We start from the raw sequence: 17,523 nt of genomic DNA, 5'->3' as shown, positions 1-17,523 counted from the left end.
TTCGTTTTGCTATTCGTGAAGGTGGTCGTACTGTTGGTGCCGGTATCGTCTCTAAGATCATTGAATAAATAATGCTTGTTGCAGGGATACTAAAAGTTTTTTTAGTTTTGAGAGTTAGGGGTATAGCTCAGTTGGTAGAGCGGCGGTCTCCAAAACCGCAGGTCGCGGGTTCAAGTCCTGCTGCCCCTGCCAAAGGGGGGATTTTACATATAAGGGAGTGGATTTTGCTGCCTTTTTCGCTTTTTTTGATATGGGGCTTGTTTTTTTGTGTGTGAAACGGTATTGAATAGAAAGTAAGGAAATTGCATAAGTCTGAAAGTTGGCTTTTGCATTTTTTCCTGTTTATTTTGTTCTATAAAACACAATAGGACTAGAGAGAGTATAGTGTGACGATGGCATCTAAAACCAATCCGATTACCTTTTTGAAGCAGGTTTATGCAGAAACAATTAAAGTGAAATGGCCTACACGTCGTGAGACGGTTATTTCTACTATTATGGTTTTGTTGGTAACTGCATTGGCTTCAGCTTTCTTTTTTATTGTGGATCAGGTTATGCATTTTGGTGTTTGGCGGGTTATTGATCTTCTGAAATATCTTTTTAGTTGAGAATGTAAGGAAGTGTGACTGTGGCAGCTCGTTGGTATATTGTTCAGGCATATTCAAATTTTGAAAAGAAAGTAGCGGAAGCTATTGATAAGGAGGCAAAGCAAAAGGGACTTGATCATCTTTTTGAAAAGATTTTTGTTCCAACAGAGCGTGTTGTAGAGGTTCGTCGTGGACGCAAAGTTGATACTGAGCGAAAGTTTTTTCCTGGTTATGTTCTTGTTCGTGCTGAGTTAACAGATGAAGTTTATCATCTTATTAAGAATACGCCTAAAGTGACAGGTTTTTTAGGATCGGATGCGCGTCCTGTTCCTATTTCTGATCGAGAGGTTGAGCAAATTCTCAAACAAGTTCAGGAAAGGGTTGAGTCTCCAAAGTCCTCTGTATTGTTTGAGGTTGGAGAGCAAGTTCGCGTTGCTGATGGTCCTTTTGTTTCGTTTAATGGAATTGTTCAAGAGGTTGAAGAAGAGCGCTCTCGTCTTAAGGTTGAAGTGCTTATTTTTGGGCGTCCTACGCCTGTTGATTTGGAATTTGGTCAGGTTGAAAAACTCTGATTAAACTTAGAGTAGTTTTAATTACTTTAAGGAAGGAGTGGGAGGTGATTTATAGCTTTTGTCGGCTTAATGATCCGAACCACGTGACTGCAGCGGGTAACGGGCAAGGTGAATTGTCAGTATACCAGTGAAATTAAAGGCAGATTGTTATGGCAAAAAAAAGTATAGGTCAGCTTAAGTTGCAGGTTCCTGCAGGAGCTGCTACTCCATCTCCACCGATTGGTCCAGCTCTTGGGCAGCGTGGTATTAATATCATGGAGTTTTGTAAGGCGTTTAATGCAGCTACACAAGAAATGGAAAAGGGAGCGCCGATTCCAGTTGTTATTACGTATTATCAAGATAAGTCTTTCACATTTTCTCTCAAGACGCCTCCTGTATCATTCTTTTTAAAGAAGGAAGCAAACCTGAAATCTGGCTCAAAAGAGCCTGGTAAAGTGTCTGTAGGAAGCATTTCTCGCGATAAAATTCGTTCGATTGCGGAATCAAAGATGAAAGATCTTAATGCGAATGACATTGAGGCAGCAATGCGTATGGTTGAAGGTTCTGCTCGCTCGATGGGCTTGGAAGTGGTGGGCTAATATTATGGCAAAAGTAGCAAAAAGAATAAAAAATATCCGAAAAGATATTGATTTTAATGAACTTTACGCTTTAAAAGATGCCGTTTCAATGGTTAAGGAGCGTGCTGTTGCTAAGTTTGATGAAACAATCGAAATTTCAATGAACTTGGGTGTTGATCCTCGTCATGCTGATCAAATGGTTCGAGGCGTTGCTCATTTGCCTAATGGGACAGGGAGAAATATTCGTGTTGCCGTTTTTGCTCGTGGGGATAAGGCTGAGGAAGCTAAGGCGGCAGGAGCTGATATTGTGGGTGCCGAAGATTTATTTGAAAGCGTTAATAGAGGGACTATAGACTTTGATCGTTGCATTGCAACGCCAGACATGATGCCTCTTGTTGGTCGTCTTGGTAAGATTCTTGGTCCACGGAGTTTGATGCCAAATCCGAAGGTTGGTACTGTAACACTTGATATCGCCGGTGCTGTCAAAGCTTCTAAAGGTGGTGCTGTTGAGTTTCGTGTGGAAAAAGCTGGTATTGTGCATGCTGGTATTGGTAAGGCTTCTTTTGGTGTTGAAAAAATCGTAGAAAATATAAAAGCCTTTGCAAGTGCAGTTATTAAAGCCAAACCGCAAGGTGCAAAAGGTGAATATATTAAACGCGTTGCTGTTTCGTCGACTATGGGAGTTGGTGTTAAAGTTGATCCGGCAACGGTTCGTTCAGAGTTAATGTAAGCTGATTTATGATTTTGTTTTTTGGGGTATGGGAATATCAAAATTGTATTTTAAAGTGCTGGTTTTGATCAGCATTTAGCTATCTAAGCTTTATAGGGCTTAGGTTGTGCCGGGAGAAATTCCGGAATATCCTGTCCGAGATTGTAGGTGATACTTTTAAGTATCTTAATCAAAAAAAACCTGCATGAGACTGGGGTAAAAACTGAGAGTTAAAAGACTTAAAGGGTTTGAGCCAAGGTTGCCTTTGAACGCTGTGCGTGAAAAAGGGGACAGGATCCTCATCGGTGACATGAAGTATTTTATGTTATCAAAGGTAACCAACAGGTTTGTTTTAAGTAAATCTGTTAAATGGAGAGAGACAGTGAATAGAGCGGAAAAACGCGAATTTGTTACATGGCTTAACGAGGCTTTTCGGAAGTCTGGTTCTGTTGTTGTTGCACATTATTCCGGTCTGACAGTTTCACAGATGAATGATCTGCGTTCGAAAATGGGTGAAGCTGGCGGTGCCGTTAAAGTCGCCAAAAACCGTCTTGCTAAAATCGCTCTTCAGGGCACGGAATCTGAATCGATAGTGGGTTTGTTTACTGGGCAAACACTTATTGCTTATTCAGAAGATCCAATCACAGCACCGAAAGTTGCTGTTGATTTTGCGAAAAGCAATGACAAATTTGTCATACTTGGCGGTTCAATGGGTGCAACAAGTTTAACTGTAGATGCTGTGAAGTCATTGGCTTCATTGCCTTCATTAAACGAGTTGCGTGCAAAACTTGTGGGTATGATTTCTACCCCTGCGACCCGTATTGCACAGGTTGTTAATGCCCCTGCTGGTCAGGTTGCACGTGTCATTGGAGCATATGCTCAGGAGGATAAGGCGGCTTAAGGCTGTTTGTATTCACGTTTATGGAAGAGCCTTAATGCTTTTCTGTTTTTTTGGATAAAATTTAATAATGGTTCAAATCTTTTAATTGAAGGAATTTAAAAATGGCTGATCTAGAGAAGATCGTAGAAGACCTTTCTAATCTAACCCTTTTGGAAGCCGCTGAGCTTTCTAAGTTACTTGAAGAAAAGTGGGGAGTTTCGGCTGCTGCTCCTGTAGCTGTCGCTGCTGTTGCTGGTGCTGCTGCTCCAGCTGCTGAAGAAAAAACAGAATTTGATGTTATTCTTGTTGAAGGTGGCGCACAAAAAATTAATGTTATTAAGGAAGTTCGTGCTCTTACTGGACTTGGTCTTAAAGAAGCTAAAGATCTGGTTGAAGGTGCACCTAAGCCTATTAAAGAGGCTGCTTCTAAAGAAGAAGCAGAAAAAATTAAATCTCAACTTGAAGCTGCTGGTGCTAAAGTGGAACTTAAGTAAATTTAATTTTATCGGCGGGCATTTATGTTCGCCGATTTCTTTCTCTTAATACAAAGAGGGAAAATAATGAGTAAAAAACCTTTTCCTAATGGTTTCGTAACAGGAATGGGATAGGTTTAGATTACTTACTCCTTCATCATAGAGTCAAAGAGATAAATGGCTTATGTTGGTGGGAAAAGTTAATGATGCTCATTATTGAGTGTCAAGTGAACTGGTCTGCATATGCAGGTTAATGATATAAGGCTTTCAAGGTTGGTCTACCTTGAAGAGTAAAGATCAAGGAGCGACGATGGCTCAGACTCACGCAATGATGTCTCAATTCAATGGTCGTAAGCGCGTACGCAAATTTTTTGGTAAGATTCCTGAAGTAGCAGAAATGCCGAATCTTATTGAGGTTCAAAAAGCGTCATACGATCAGTTTCTCATGGTTGAGGAACCGAAAGGTGGACGACCAGATGAAGGTTTGCAAGCTGTTTTTAAATCTGTTTTTCCTATTTCAGATTTTTCCGGTACAGCTATGCTTGAGTTTGTAGGTTATGAATTTGATTTACCAAAATTTGATGTTGAAGAGTGCCGTCAACGTGATTTAACTTATGCTGCCCCATTAAAGGTCATATTGCGTTTGATTGTTTTTGATGTTGATGAGGATACTGGCTCCAAAGATATCAAAGACATTAAAGAGCAAGGCGTTTATATGGGCGATATGCCTTTAATGACGACGAATGGTACCTTTGTTGTTAATGGTACGGAGCGTGTTATTGTTTCTCAGATGCATCGTTCTCCTGGTGTCTTTTTTGACCATGATAAAGGAAAGTCCCATTCATCAGGAAAGCTTCTTTTTGCTGCTCGTGTTATTCCGTATCGTGGTTCTTGGCTTGATATTGAGTTTGATGCTAAGGACATCGTTTATGCGCGTATTGATCGACGGCGCAAAATTCCTGTTACAAGTCTTTTGATGGCATTAGGTATGGATGCGTCAGATATTTTATCAACGTTTTATGATAAAGTGACTTATGAGCGTGATGGAGAAGGATGGCGAGTTCCTTATTCTGTTGATCGCTTTAAAGGAATGAAGCTCATTTCTGACCTTATAGATGCAGATAGTGGTGAAGTCGTTGCGGAGGCTGGTAAAAAATTAACAGTTCGTACTGCGAAGTCTTTGGCAGAAAAAGGACTTAAAGCGGTTAAAGTTAGTGAAGATGATTTATTAGGTTGTTATCTAGCCGAAGATATCGTCAATTACGAAACAGGTGAAATCTACCTTGAGGCTGGTGATGAAATTGACGAAAAAGTATTAAAAATTTTGCTTGATGTTAGTGCTGATCAAATCAATATTCTTGATATTGATCACATGAATATTGGCGCTTACATCCGCAATACTTTGAAGGTGGATAAAAATGAAAGTCGGCAGGATGCGTTATTTGATATTTACCGAGTAATGCGTCCAGGTGAGCCTCCAACAATTGATACAGCAGAAGCAATGTTCCATTCATTGTTTTTTGATCCAGAGCGTTATGATCTTTCTGCTGTTGGGCGTGTTAAGATGAATTTGCGTATGGATCTTGATTGTCCAGACACAGTTCGCATTTTACGCCAAGAGGATATTCTTGCTGTTGTTAAGATGTTGGTTGAATTGCGTGATGGACGTGGTGAAATTGATGATATTGATAATCTTGGCAACCGTCGCGTTCGTTCCGTTGGGGAGTTGATGGAAAATCAATATCGCATTGGTCTTCTTCGTATGGAGCGTGCGATAAAAGAGCGTATGTCATCGGTTGAAATTGATACAGTTATGCCACAGGATTTGATCAATGCAAAGCCTGCTGCAGCAGCAGTTCGTGAGTTTTTTGGGTCTTCACAATTGTCGCAGTTTATGGATCAAACCAATCCATTGTCGGAAATTACCCATAAGCGCCGTCTTTCTGCTCTTGGTCCAGGCGGTTTGACTCGTGAACGTGCGGGTTTTGAAGTCCGTGACGTACATCCTACGCATTATGGTCGTATTTGTCCGATTGAAACACCAGAAGGCCCCAATATTGGTCTAATCAACTCCTTAGCAACATTTGCGCGAGTTAACAAATATGGCTTTATTGAAAGTCCATATCGAAAAATTATTGATGGAAAAGTTACAAAAGAAGTTATTTATCTTTCAGCGATGGAAGAAGCAAAGCATTATGTCGCTCAGGCTAATTCTTCATTAGATAGCGAAGGTCGTTTTATAGAAGAGTTTGTTGTTTGCCGTCATGCTGGTGAAGTTTTAATGGCGCCGCGTGATCATGTTGATTTGATGGATGTTTCACCAAAACAGTTGGTTTCAGTTGCAGCAGCGCTTATTCCTTTTTTGGAAAATGATGATGCGAATCGTGCACTTATGGGATCGAACATGCAGCGTCAGGCAGTTCCTCTTGTACGCGCTGAAGCACCATTTGTTGGGACGGGAATGGAATCCATTGTTGCACGCGATTCAGGAGCTGCTGTGAGTGCAAAACGTAGTGGTGTTGTTGATCAAGTTGATGCTACCCGTATTGTTATCCGTGCAACAGAAGATTTAGATCCTTCAAAATCAGGCGTTGATATTTACCGCTTACAGAAATTTCAGCGTTCTAATCAGTCCACTTGTATTAATCAGCGTCCTCTTGTAAATGTTGGTGATAGGGTAGAAAAAGGTGATATCATTGCAGATGGTCCATCCACGGATCTTGGTGATTTGGCTCTTGGGCGGAATGTTCTCGTAGCCTTTATGCCTTGGAATGGATACAATTATGAAGATTCTATTTTGTTATCCGAGCGCATTGTTGCTGATGATGTGTTTACTTCAATTCATATTGAGGAATTTGAAGTTGCGGCACGCGATACAAAACTTGGTCCTGAGGAAATTACGCGCGACATTCCTAATGTTGCGGAAGAAGCGTTAAGAAATCTTGATGAAGCTGGCATTATTTATATTGGTGCTGAAGTTCAACCGGGTGATATTTTAGTTGGAAAGATTACCCCAAAAGGTGAAAGTCCTATGACGCCGGAAGAAAAGCTTCTGCGTGCGATTTTTGGGGAAAAGGCATCCGATGTTCGTGATACTTCTATGCGTATGCCTCCTGGGACTTTTGGTACTGTTGTTGAAGTTCGCGTTTTTAATCGCCATGGCGTGGAAAAAGATGAACGTGCGATGGCAATTGAGCGTGAAGAAATTGAGCGTTTAGCAAAAGACCGTGATGATGAACAGTCTATTCTTGATCGCAATGTTTATTCGCGCCTCACCGATATGTTGACAGGTAAAGTTGCTGTAGAAGGTCCGAAAGGCTTTTCGGGCAGCAAAAAGCTTGATAGTACAGTGATGGGGCATTATCCACGATCCCAGTGGTGGCAATTTGCTGTTGAGGATGAAAAACTTCAAAATGAAATTGAAGCTTTGCGCAAGCAATATGATGAATCAAAGGAAGCATTACAACGTCGCTTTATGGATAAAGTTGAAAAGGTCCAAAGAGGTGATGAAATGCCTCCTGGAGTCATGAAAATGGTGAAGGTTTTTGTGGCTGTGAAGCGCAAAATCCAACCAGGTGATAAGATGGCGGGACGTCACGGAAATAAGGGTGTTGTTTCACGTATTCTTCCCGTAGAAGATATGCCATTTCTTGAAGATGGGACCCATGCTGATATCGTCTTGAATCCGCTTGGTGTGCCTAGTCGTATGAATGTTGGACAAATTCTTGAGACGCACCTTGGTTGGGCATGTGCGGGGATGGGCAAGAAGATTGGTGATTTGTTAGAGTTGTATCAAGAGACTGGGGATATATTGCCGCTGCGTCAGCGTATTGAAAATCTTATGCCTGATGATAATCATAATGAACCAGTCCGTCAGTATGATAATGAAAGCCTCTACAAATTGGCATTACAGATGAAAAAAGGGGTTTCAATTGCAACGCCTGTTTTTGATGGAGCACATGAGTCTGATATTAACATGATGCTGGAAGACGCAGGCTTAGATAGTTCAGGGCAGGTTACGCTTTATGATGGTCGTACTGGGGAGCCTTTTGATCGTCCAGTAACGGTGGGATATATTTACATGTTGAAATTGCATCACCTTGTTGATGATAAGATTCATGCACGTTCTATAGGTCCCTATTCACTTGTTACGCAGCAGCCATTAGGAGGTAAGGCACAGTTTGGTGGTCAGCGTTTTGGTGAAATGGAGGTATGGGCACTTGAAGCTTATGGTGCTGCATACACTTTGCAGGAGATGCTAACAGTAAAATCAGATGATGTGGCTGGGCGGACAAAAGTCTATGAGGCAATTGTGCGTGGTGATGATACATTTGAGGCAGGGATACCCGAAAGCTTTAATGTGTTGGTAAAAGAAATGCGCTCACTTGCTCTTAATGTGGAGCTTGATGATGCGCGTGAACTTATTGCACAGCGGGCATTGTCTGATACGGCAGAGTAATAATTCAAGGAGCGCACTGGAAAAAGGCTGTGCTCTTATTACTTTAAGAGGCTCAATAACCTTATTAAGGCTATACAGGTCGTTTTTAAAAGTAAATGTATTTTAAAGAAGATCTGTTATAAAATAAATGAGATATTACAACAGGTTCTAAGAATCTTTGAAGGAGAACAGCATGAACCACGAGGTCATGAATCTTTTCAATCCTCAAGCGCCAGCGCAGACATTTGACTCTATTCGTATTTCTATTGCGAGTCCTGAGAAAATTTTGTCCTGGTCGTATGGTGAGATTAAGAAGCCTGAGACTATTAATTATCGGACTTTTAAACCAGAACGTGATGGTCTTTTTTGTGCACGTATATTTGGCCCTATTAAGGACTATGAGTGTCTATGTGGCAAATATAAACGCATGAAGTATAAGGGCATTATTTGTGAAAAATGCGGTGTAGAGGTTACTCTTTCGCGCGTACGTCGTGAGCGTATGGGGCATATTGAACTTGCGGCACCTGTTGCACATATATGGTTTCTTAAATCATTACCAGGTCGTATTTCTACACTTTTAGATTTAACTTTAAAAGATATTGAGCGGGTTCTTTATTTTGAGAATTATATTGTAACCGAACCAGGATTGACATCTCTTAAGCTCCATCAGCTTCTTTCTGAAGAAGAATATATGCTTGCTATTGATGAGTTCGGAGAAGATCAATTTACAGCTATGATTGGCGCTGAAGCTATTTACGAGCTTTTAGCTAGTATGGAGTTAGATAAAATCGCTAATGATTTGCGTCTCGAATTAGCTGAAACAACTTCAGAGTTAAAGCAGAAAAAATTGATTAAACGACTTAAAATCGTTGAAAATTTTCTTGAATCTGGAAATAAGCCAGAGTGGATGATAATGAAAACAATTCCGGTTATTCCACCGGATTTGCGTCCATTGGTTCCGCTTGATGGTGGGCGTTTTGCGACATCCGATCTGAATGATCTTTATCGGCGTGTTATTAATCGTAATAACCGCTTGAAACGGCTGATTGAATTGCGTGCTCCTGGAATTATCGTGCGCAATGAAAAGCGTATGGTACAAGAAGCTGTTGATGCATTGTTTGATAATGGACGGCGTGGGCGTGTGATTACTGGAGCCAATAAACGTCCTCTCAAGTCTCTATCAGATATGTTGAAGGGCAAGCAAGGACGGTTTCGTCAGAACTTACTTGGGAAGCGAGTTGATTACTCGGGGCGTTCTGTTATCGTGACGGGTCCTGAATTAAAATTGCATCAATGTGGTCTTCCTAAAAAAATGGCTCTTGAATTATTTAAGCCTTTTATTTATGCGCGGCTTGATGCAAAAGGCTATTCATCAACGGTAAAGCAGGCAAAGAAGCTTGTTGAAAAAGAACATCCAGAAGTTTGGGATATCTTGGATGAGGTTATTCGTGAACACCCTGTTTTACTCAACCGTGCGCCAACATTGCACCGTTTGGGGATTCAGGCTTTTGAACCTATCTTAATTGAAGGCAAAGCTATTCAACTTCATCCACTGGTGTGTACTGCTTTTAATGCAGATTTTGATGGTGATCAGATGGCGGTTCACGTTCCGCTTTCTCTTGAAGCACAGCTTGAAGCCCGTGTTTTGATGATGTCCACCAATAATATTCTTCATCCGGCCAATGGTGCTCCCATTATTGTTCCCTCACAGGATATGGTTCTTGGTCTTTATTATCTTTCAATTGTTTCTGAAAAAGAACCAGGTGAAGGAATGGCCTTTTCTGATATAGGTGAGCTTCATTATGCCTTGGAAAATAAGGTTGTAACGCTTCATACGAAGATTAAAGGCCGTGTTAAGAATATTGGGAAGGATGGAAAAGAAGTTTCTAAACTTTATGATACGACACCTGGTCGTTTGATTATCGGTGAGCTTTTGCCAAGAAGTGCGGATATCTCATTTGATATTGTCAATCAAGAGATGACGAAAAAGAATATTTCTAAAATGATTGATCATGTTTATCGGCACTGTGGACAAAAAGAGACGGTTATTTTTTGTGACCGTATTATGCAGCTTGGCTTTTCTTATGCTTGTCGTGCAGGAATTTCATTCGGTAAGGATGATATGGTTATTCCTGATAGTAAGTCTCGTTTAGTTGCAGAAACAGAAGCTTTGGCTAAGGAGTACGAACAGCAATATAATGATGGTTTGATTACACAAGGTGAAAAATACAATAAGGTTGTAGATGCTTGGGGTAAATGTACAGATCGCGTTGCAGATGAAATGATGAAACGTATTCAAGCCGTCGATTTTGATCCTAAAACAGGTCGTCAACGGCCGATGAATTCGATCTATATGATGTCGCACTCTGGTGCTCGTGGTTCTGCTAACCAGATGAGACAATTGGCCGGTATGCGTGGATTAATGGCAAAACCATCGGGTGAAATTATTGAAACGCCTATTATTTCAAATTTTAAAGAAGGTCTAACTGTTAATGAGTACTTCAATTCCACGCATGGTGCACGTAAAGGACTTGCTGATACTGCGTTAAAGACGGCGAACTCTGGTTATTTAACACGGCGTCTTGTTGATGTTGCACAGGATGCTATTATTTCAGCAGTTGATTGTGGTACCGCAAAAGGGCTTACCATGCAGCCGATTGTTGATGCAGGACAAATTGTTGCCTCCATTGGGCAAAGAATTCTTGGTCGTACAGCGCTTGTTGATATTCTACATCCTGTCTCTGGAGAGGTTATCCTTGAAGGTGGAGCAATGATTGAGGAAGCTGATGTTGCGAAGATTGAAGCAGCTGGGATTCAATCTGTTCAAATTCGCTCTGCTTTAACATGTGAAACACGTCTTGGTGTTTGTGCAAAATGCTATGGTCGTGATTTGGCGCGTGGAACACCTGTTAATCAGGGAGAAGCCGTTGGTGTTATTGCTGCTCAATCCATTGGTGAGCCGGGAACACAGCTTACTATGCGTACTTTCCACTTAGGAGGAACTGCGCAGGTTGTTGATTCATCATATTTAGAGGCATCTTATGAAGGTAAGGTGGAGATTCGTAATCGTAATGTGGTTCGTAACTCTGAAGGCCAATTGGTTGTTATGGGGCGTAATATGGCTATCCTTATTAAGGATGAGTTAGGAAAAGAGCGCGTTGTACATCGTGTTAGCTATGGTGCTCATATTTTTGTTGATGATGGTGATGTGGTTAAACGTGGCCAACGTATAGCAGAATGGGATCCTTATACACGTCCAATTTTAACGGAAGTTGAAGGATATGTGGGTTTTGAAGATATGGTTGATGGTCTATCTGTCACTGAAACAGCTGATGAATCTACGGGTATTACAAAGCGTTTGGTGATTGATTGGCGCGCTAATCCACGTGGTGCGGATCTTAAACCAGCCATTATTATTCACACAGATAAAGAAGGTGAATCCATTGCTAAATTGTATAAGGGAGGTGAAGCCCGTTATATGATGTCAGTGGAAACTATTCTTTCTGTTGAGCTTGGTGCTCATGTTAAGGCTGGTGATGTTATTGCTCGTTTGCCAATGGAAAGTGCCAAGACGAAAGATATTACGGGTGGTTTACCACGTGTGGCTGAGCTTTTTGAAGCGCGTCGTCCAAAGGATCATGCGATTATTGCTGAAGTAAGTGGCACGATTCGATTCGGCCGTGGTTATAAGAATAAACGTCGTATCATTATTGAACCAAATGATGAAACTCTTGAGGCAGTAGAATATTTGATTCCAAAAGGTAAGTTGTTTCACTTCCAAGAAGGCGATCAAATTGAAAAGGGAGATTATATCCTTGATGGTAATCCAGCACCTCATGATATCTTGGCGATTAAGGGGGTTGAAGCTTTGGCATCTTATCTTGTTAATGAGATTCAGGAGGTTTATCGTTTACAGGGAGTTCTTATTAATGATAAGCACATTGAAGTGATTGTTCGTCAAATGTTGCAAAAAGTTGAAATTACTGAATCTGGAGATTCTGGTTATATTCCAGGTGATAATGTTGATCGTATTGAACTTGATGAAATCAATGATAATTTGATTGCAGAAGGGAAGAAACCAGCATCTGGTAATCCCATTCTTCTTGGAATTACAAAAGCTTCTCTTCAAACGCCTTCTTTCATTTCGGCGGCATCGTTTCAGGAAACAACACGTGTTCTTACTGAAGCAGCAGTTTCTGGTAAAATTGATACTTTGCAAGGACTTAAAGAGAACGTTATTGTCGGTCGTCTTATTCCAGCAGGTACAGGCGGTACGATTTCTCAAATCCGTCGTATTGCTGCGGTTCGTGATGATTTGATTGTAGATGAGCAGCGTAAGTCTAGTAATAACGAAGTGGCTAAGGCTATGTTGACAAATATGACAACCGGGGCCGTTGCTGAATAATTTAAATACAACATCACATAATATAAAAACGTCTGAATAGAAAGTTCAGACGTTTTTTTATCTCAAAATGCAGAAGTTACATATTTTCTTGAAAATGTCAAAAATTATAAGGCGACAGTTATTTGGAACGTCTTTAGTAGCTTATTATTTTGTAATGATGTTTATCTTTTTTGTTACTTTATTTTAAAGTTTCTTAATTTCTAAAAGCAGTATAGAATTTTTCCAAAATATGTAAAACTCAAAAGCCATATTCAAGGAAAAGAGTGATTATCTACAAATCAAATAATGATTGATTTTGAATTTTAGGAAAATTTTTGATTGATATCTTCTATAAAGATTTAAAAGGACTTATAATGAAAGGTCAATAGTCTTTTCTGTAATCTAAAAAATAATTGATTCTCTACTATACAATGCTTGTATGATAAGAATGTATTTTCTTATAAATTAGAATGCAGGAAAATAGAGATTAGGGTGCTTACTAAGTTTTTTATAAAAAATAGACACATTTCTTATAACAATGTGATCTATGCAGACAGAATGATAAAATGTACGAATATTATTCAATTGGAAAATTAACACGTGAGTTTTCAATAACAGCTCGAACTTTGCGTTATTATGAAGAAGAGGGACTTCTTAGTCCTTTTCGGCGTGGAAGTACACGGCTTTATACACAAACGGATCGTCATAAGTTAAAGCAAATACTGCGTGCTAAAAGAGTTAAATTTTCGTTGTCTGAAATATCTGATATGTTGACAATAGTTGGAAAACCACCAGATGATGAGAAAAAGCTTAAGAAATTAATTGCAGGAATTCATAAAAAACGAGCTGATTTAAAGCAGATGCAGCATGATGTTGATGATCTTCTACAGGATTTAGAACGAATTGAGGAGAGTTTTTTTGAGAGCTTAGCGGAGTTGGGGGTTAGTCATTGATTATAAAATTTATTTTGTCTACTTTTAGACAATTTTCTTTCTCTTAAAAGGGATAGGTTATACTATCTCTAAGGGGGATATTTAACACTGCGTGAAATGTGTAAGTCATTTAAAGAAATAGAGTGTTTGAAAAAGCTGCAAAGGTATTTTCGCAGTATATTGTCCTTGATAAGAAAAAATTATTTTTCATAAAGAAAGTAAAAACAATGACAGTTTCTCCTATGAGTGTTTTTCAATCTATTTTGTCACGAAAGTCAATTCGCGCTTTTACTGATCAGCCAGTTAGTTTGGAAACAATCAAAGAAATCTTAAAACTTGCAGCACGTGCACCATCTGGAACAAATATTCAGCCATGGCAAGTGATTGTGCTTACAGGAAGTGTATTACAGAAAGTAGGGCAAGAGCTTTCACAACTTGTGCTTTCAGGTGTAAAAGGAGAGCGTGAATATAGTTATTATCCACGTCAGTGGCGTGAGCCTTATATTTCAAGGCGTCGAAAAGTTGGTTTGGATCTTTATCAGAGTCTTGGAATTCAAAAAGGAGATAAAGAAAAAATACTTCATCAAAAGGCGCGAAATTTTTTATTTTTTGATGCACCTGTAGGACTCTTATTTACAATGGATCACGACATGGAAATGGGGAGTTGGCTTGATTTGGGTATGTTTATGCAGACCATTATGTTAGCTGCACGTGGATTTGGATTAGATACCTGTCCTCAAGCTGCTTTTGCTGATTATCATAAACAGATTCGTACGCTTTTATCTATTCCTTCTGATCGCCATATTATCTGTGGTATGGCACTTGGTTATCGCGATATGAGTGCTCCAGAAAACAAGTTTGAAACAGAACGAGAATCGTTAGAAAACTTTGTACGTTTCATTGAAACATACCCATAAAATATTTCATACAATTAAGCATACGTTTTGAAGAACTTAGTGCATTATGAAAAATATTTCCGATAAGATTTCTCATCCTTATTGAATTTTAATATTGCATATTAACACTTATTTTACTACGCTTGGAACATTAGGAGTGGTGACTCTAGGGGCATTGCCCGTTTTGAAGGTTGGCTAATGGAAAACACTATAGAAAGAAAGTGTTGGGTGGTAGCAAGACGAGCGACATTCGTGTTTATTGCTGTTATTTTTTTAGTTTATCTCGCAATTTGATTTTAAACGGGAGAAACGTTATGAAAAAGCATATATGCTCAAACTGTACTATAGTTTTGAGGTGATACGTGTTTCTATCTGTTTTTGAACTTTTTAAAATTGGGATTGGTCCTTCTAGCTCACATACGATGGGACCGATGACAGCTGCTAATATGTTTTTGCAAAAGATAGGAGATTTTTCTCAGTCGTCTGATATTCAAGTTTCTCGTATACGTGTTTATCTTTATGGTTCGTTAGCTTTCACGGGTATTGGTCATGCAACAGATAGGGCTATCATATTAGGACTTTTAGGAGAAAAAGCTTCTACTGTTGATCCTGATAGCATGGGGTTTCTGTTAGAAAAAGTTATACGTGAAAAAAAAGTGCAACCAGAAGGCCATCCCGCTTATCAGTTTGATGTGCAATGTGATCTTATTTTTGAACGAAAGCAAATCCTCCCTGGACATACAAATGGACTAGCCTTTGAAGGACTTAATACTGATGGGAATGTTCTGTTGCGGCAGATTTATTATTCTATCGGTGGTGGCTTTGTTGTGACTGAGGATGAATTAAGCCATATGAATGATAATATACAACCAGAAGCATTTGAGGTACCATATCCATTCGATTCTGCTTGTACAATGTTATCAATGGCAGAAAAATCAGGACTTTCAATTGCTGAAATGAAGCGCTTAAATGAAGAAACAAAGATAGAGCGTTCTTCTCTTGATGTAGGGCTTGATGAAATTTTTTCAGCGATGACAAATTGCATTGATAGAGGTCTTTCACAAGAAGGTGAGTTGCCTGGTGGATTGCGTGTTCTAAGGCGTGCTAAAAAGCTGCATGAAACGCTTTTGGAAAATCAAAGGAAAAATCACAATTATCCACTTTGGGCAAATGATTGGCTTTCGGTATATGCTATAGCAGTCAATGAGGAAAATGCAGCAGGTGGTCGTGTTGTTACAGCACCAACAAATGGCGCAGCTGGTGTTGTCCCAGCCGTTTTGCGTTATTATCTTCAATTTAATGATGATTCAGATCGAGAGGGAATACATAATTTTCTATTAACGGCAGCAGCTATAGGCGGTGTTATCAAACATAATGCCTCTATTTCTGGTGCAGAAGTTGGGTGTCAAGGTGAAGTTGGAACGGCATCTTCAATGGCCGCAGCAGGGTTGACCGCAGCATTAGGTGGAACACCAGCTCAAATTGAAAATGCGGCAGAAATTGCGCTTGAACATCATTTGGGAATGACATGTGATCCTGTTGCAGGTCTTGTACAAGTTCCTTGTATTGAGCGTAATGCAATGGGAGCTGTTAAGGCGGTAACGGCTTCTTCTCTTGCATTATATGGTAATGGAGATCATTTTGTTTCTCTTGATGCTTGTATAGAAACAATGCGCCAGACTGGTCATGATATGAGTGAACGCTATAAAGAGACAAGTAAAGGTGGTCTTGCAGTCAATGCAATATCTTGTTAAGAGCTAGAACATTTTTCAATCCATAACTGGACGTTTTGGAGAAGAATCGTATTTCCTGATAAAGCTTATGTTTTTTGTTCCTTATAAATCAAAACTCCAAATTAATTCAGCAGCATGCTTAAAATAAATTTGAGATGGCTTAGTGCTTTCTTAACGAATAGTAGCTGTTGATGCAAGTTTGGAGAGAGTGTATTGTTGATATATGTTTGATTTGTCCTAAAATGGAAAAAATAAAAAAGCGTAAAGTAAAATTAGTGATCAATTTACCATTATTTTTTAGCTGGGTTTTATGGTTTTAAAAAGTTTCCATAGCCATATCTTTTAAGTAATGGAAGATTATACCTGAGTATCCAAGGAAAATTTATTTTAAATCTGAATAATTATGATAAAGAGAGATTTTTAAAGATTTTAATTTTTTAAAAGTGAAGTTTTTTGCTACCTATATGGTAAAAAATATCTTGAAAAGAAACACTAATTTACAATAATTAAAGATATATTGGGAATATCTTTTTTATTTATAAATTCTGTACCGACAAAAAAATTAAAATAAATAATAACGTATACATTAGGAAATATTTATAAAAATTTTCATGAGAATAGAATGCACACAATAGAACATTATCGTGTTACTTGTTCGTGAGTTCGTTTAAAAAATATCTCTCAATGCTCCTAAGCTCATTTCGCGATGGCACCCGTGAATGATATAATAACGGTAAATCCATTGAGCTGTCCCATCTTTATGCTTAATAAAAAGAGTACGCTGGGCATGATTGCACACTTTGCCAAGCCCCCCCGTACAGGGATCAAAGCCCTTAGCATTTGAAATGGTTCATTATAGGTATTTTGAGTATTTTGGGTACAGTTTTACGCCACACACTAATCTCGCCCATAACATGCAAGAGAACGGTTTTTATTAATTCAACATAAACAAGTTTCAAATGAGAGAATCTTACGATATTCGAGATTATCATCTAACATGCAAAATAATGAATTATCTTTATAAATCAGCATCTTGAATATGAGTAGTATAATGTAAGTCATTCCATGAATGGTATAAAATCTATAGAGTATTAGCATCTTTATTTATAAAGGGAGAAAACCAGCACTATCATCCTTTTTTCAACGTTCAATGTTACAAAAGATCCTCGTACTTGAAATAATTCATAAGGGATATTTGATTCCTTTTTTAAATAGTTTATATGCCAATCTTTCTCGTGATGAGCAGGCGGACGATTTTGACTGATTCAATATAAGAAGGAAAATAAGAGAATTTTACGAAAATCTCTTATTCAATATGCAAAAAATAAATTATAATTATAAATTAAAATCTTATGGAAATCGTTA

The 17,523-nt window shown here is 39.0% G+C and carries 11 protein-coding genes, 1 tRNA gene and 1 pseudogene; all 13 read left to right on the top strand.

Features of this window, described 5'->3' with window-relative positions:
• A pseudogene (locus ACFILD_RS00950) lies at positions 1-68 on the top strand (elongation factor Tu); the annotation flags it as partial.
• A 48-nt stretch (positions 69-116) separates the two neighbouring features.
• A tRNA-Trp gene (locus tag ACFILD_RS00945) sits at positions 117-192 on the top strand.
• A 200-nt stretch (positions 193-392) separates the two neighbouring features.
• Complete coding sequence (secE, locus tag ACFILD_RS00940) at positions 393-605, top strand: preprotein translocase subunit SecE (RefSeq protein WP_273790652.1); 213 nt, start codon at positions 393-395, stop codon at positions 603-605.
• Between the two features lie 20 nt (positions 606-625).
• Positions 626-1,156: a transcription termination/antitermination protein NusG gene (nusG, locus tag ACFILD_RS00935; RefSeq protein WP_273790740.1), complete on the top strand. Its 531-nt coding sequence runs from the start codon at positions 626-628 to the stop codon at positions 1,154-1,156.
• A gap of 149 nt (positions 1,157-1,305) precedes the next feature.
• A complete protein-coding gene (gene rplK, locus ACFILD_RS00930; RefSeq protein ID WP_273723157.1) occupies positions 1,306-1,734 on the top strand; it encodes a 50S ribosomal protein L11 in 429 nt (142 codons plus the stop codon).
• Between the two features lie 4 nt (positions 1,735-1,738).
• Positions 1,739-2,443 carry a 50S ribosomal protein L1 gene (gene rplA / locus ACFILD_RS00925; protein WP_375631242.1) on the top strand — a complete coding sequence of 235 codons (705 nt, stop codon included), beginning with the start codon at positions 1,739-1,741 and terminating at the stop codon, positions 2,441-2,443.
• Between the two features lie 361 nt (positions 2,444-2,804).
• Complete coding sequence (gene rplJ, locus ACFILD_RS00920) at positions 2,805-3,323, top strand: 50S ribosomal protein L10 (RefSeq protein WP_012755027.1); 519 nt, start codon at positions 2,805-2,807, stop codon at positions 3,321-3,323.
• Positions 3,324-3,424: 101 nt separating this feature from the next.
• Positions 3,425-3,796 carry a 50S ribosomal protein L7/L12 gene (rplL, locus tag ACFILD_RS00915; protein WP_273790654.1) on the top strand — a complete coding sequence of 124 codons (372 nt, stop codon included), beginning with the start codon at positions 3,425-3,427 and terminating at the stop codon, positions 3,794-3,796.
• Positions 3,797-4,085: 289 nt separating this feature from the next.
• Positions 4,086-8,234, top strand: a complete 4,149-nt coding sequence (rpoB, locus tag ACFILD_RS00910; protein ID WP_273790655.1) for a DNA-directed RNA polymerase subunit beta — start codon at positions 4,086-4,088, stop codon at positions 8,232-8,234.
• 172 nt (positions 8,235-8,406) lie between these two features.
• On the top strand, positions 8,407-12,618 hold the full coding sequence (gene rpoC, locus ACFILD_RS00905; RefSeq protein ID WP_273790656.1) for a DNA-directed RNA polymerase subunit beta': 4,212 nt from the start codon (positions 8,407-8,409) through the stop codon (positions 12,616-12,618).
• A gap of 545 nt (positions 12,619-13,163) precedes the next feature.
• Positions 13,164-13,550, top strand: a complete 387-nt coding sequence (locus ACFILD_RS00900) for a MerR family DNA-binding transcriptional regulator (RefSeq protein WP_375631240.1) — start codon at positions 13,164-13,166, stop codon at positions 13,548-13,550.
• Between the two features lie 206 nt (positions 13,551-13,756).
• Positions 13,757-14,446: a nitroreductase gene (locus ACFILD_RS00895; RefSeq protein WP_375631245.1), complete on the top strand. Its 690-nt coding sequence runs from the start codon at positions 13,757-13,759 to the stop codon at positions 14,444-14,446.
• A gap of 341 nt (positions 14,447-14,787) precedes the next feature.
• Entirely contained in the window at positions 14,788-16,179 is a 1,392-nt protein-coding gene (locus ACFILD_RS00890; protein ID WP_375631239.1) for an L-serine ammonia-lyase, read from the top strand.
• Positions 16,180-17,523: the final 1,344 nt, after the last annotated feature.

The organism is Bartonella sp. CL162QHHD (assembly GCF_042195435.1).
Classification (GTDB): domain Bacteria; phylum Pseudomonadota; class Alphaproteobacteria; order Rhizobiales; family Rhizobiaceae; genus Bartonella.
This window is presented reverse-complemented; position numbering and strand designations above follow the sequence as displayed.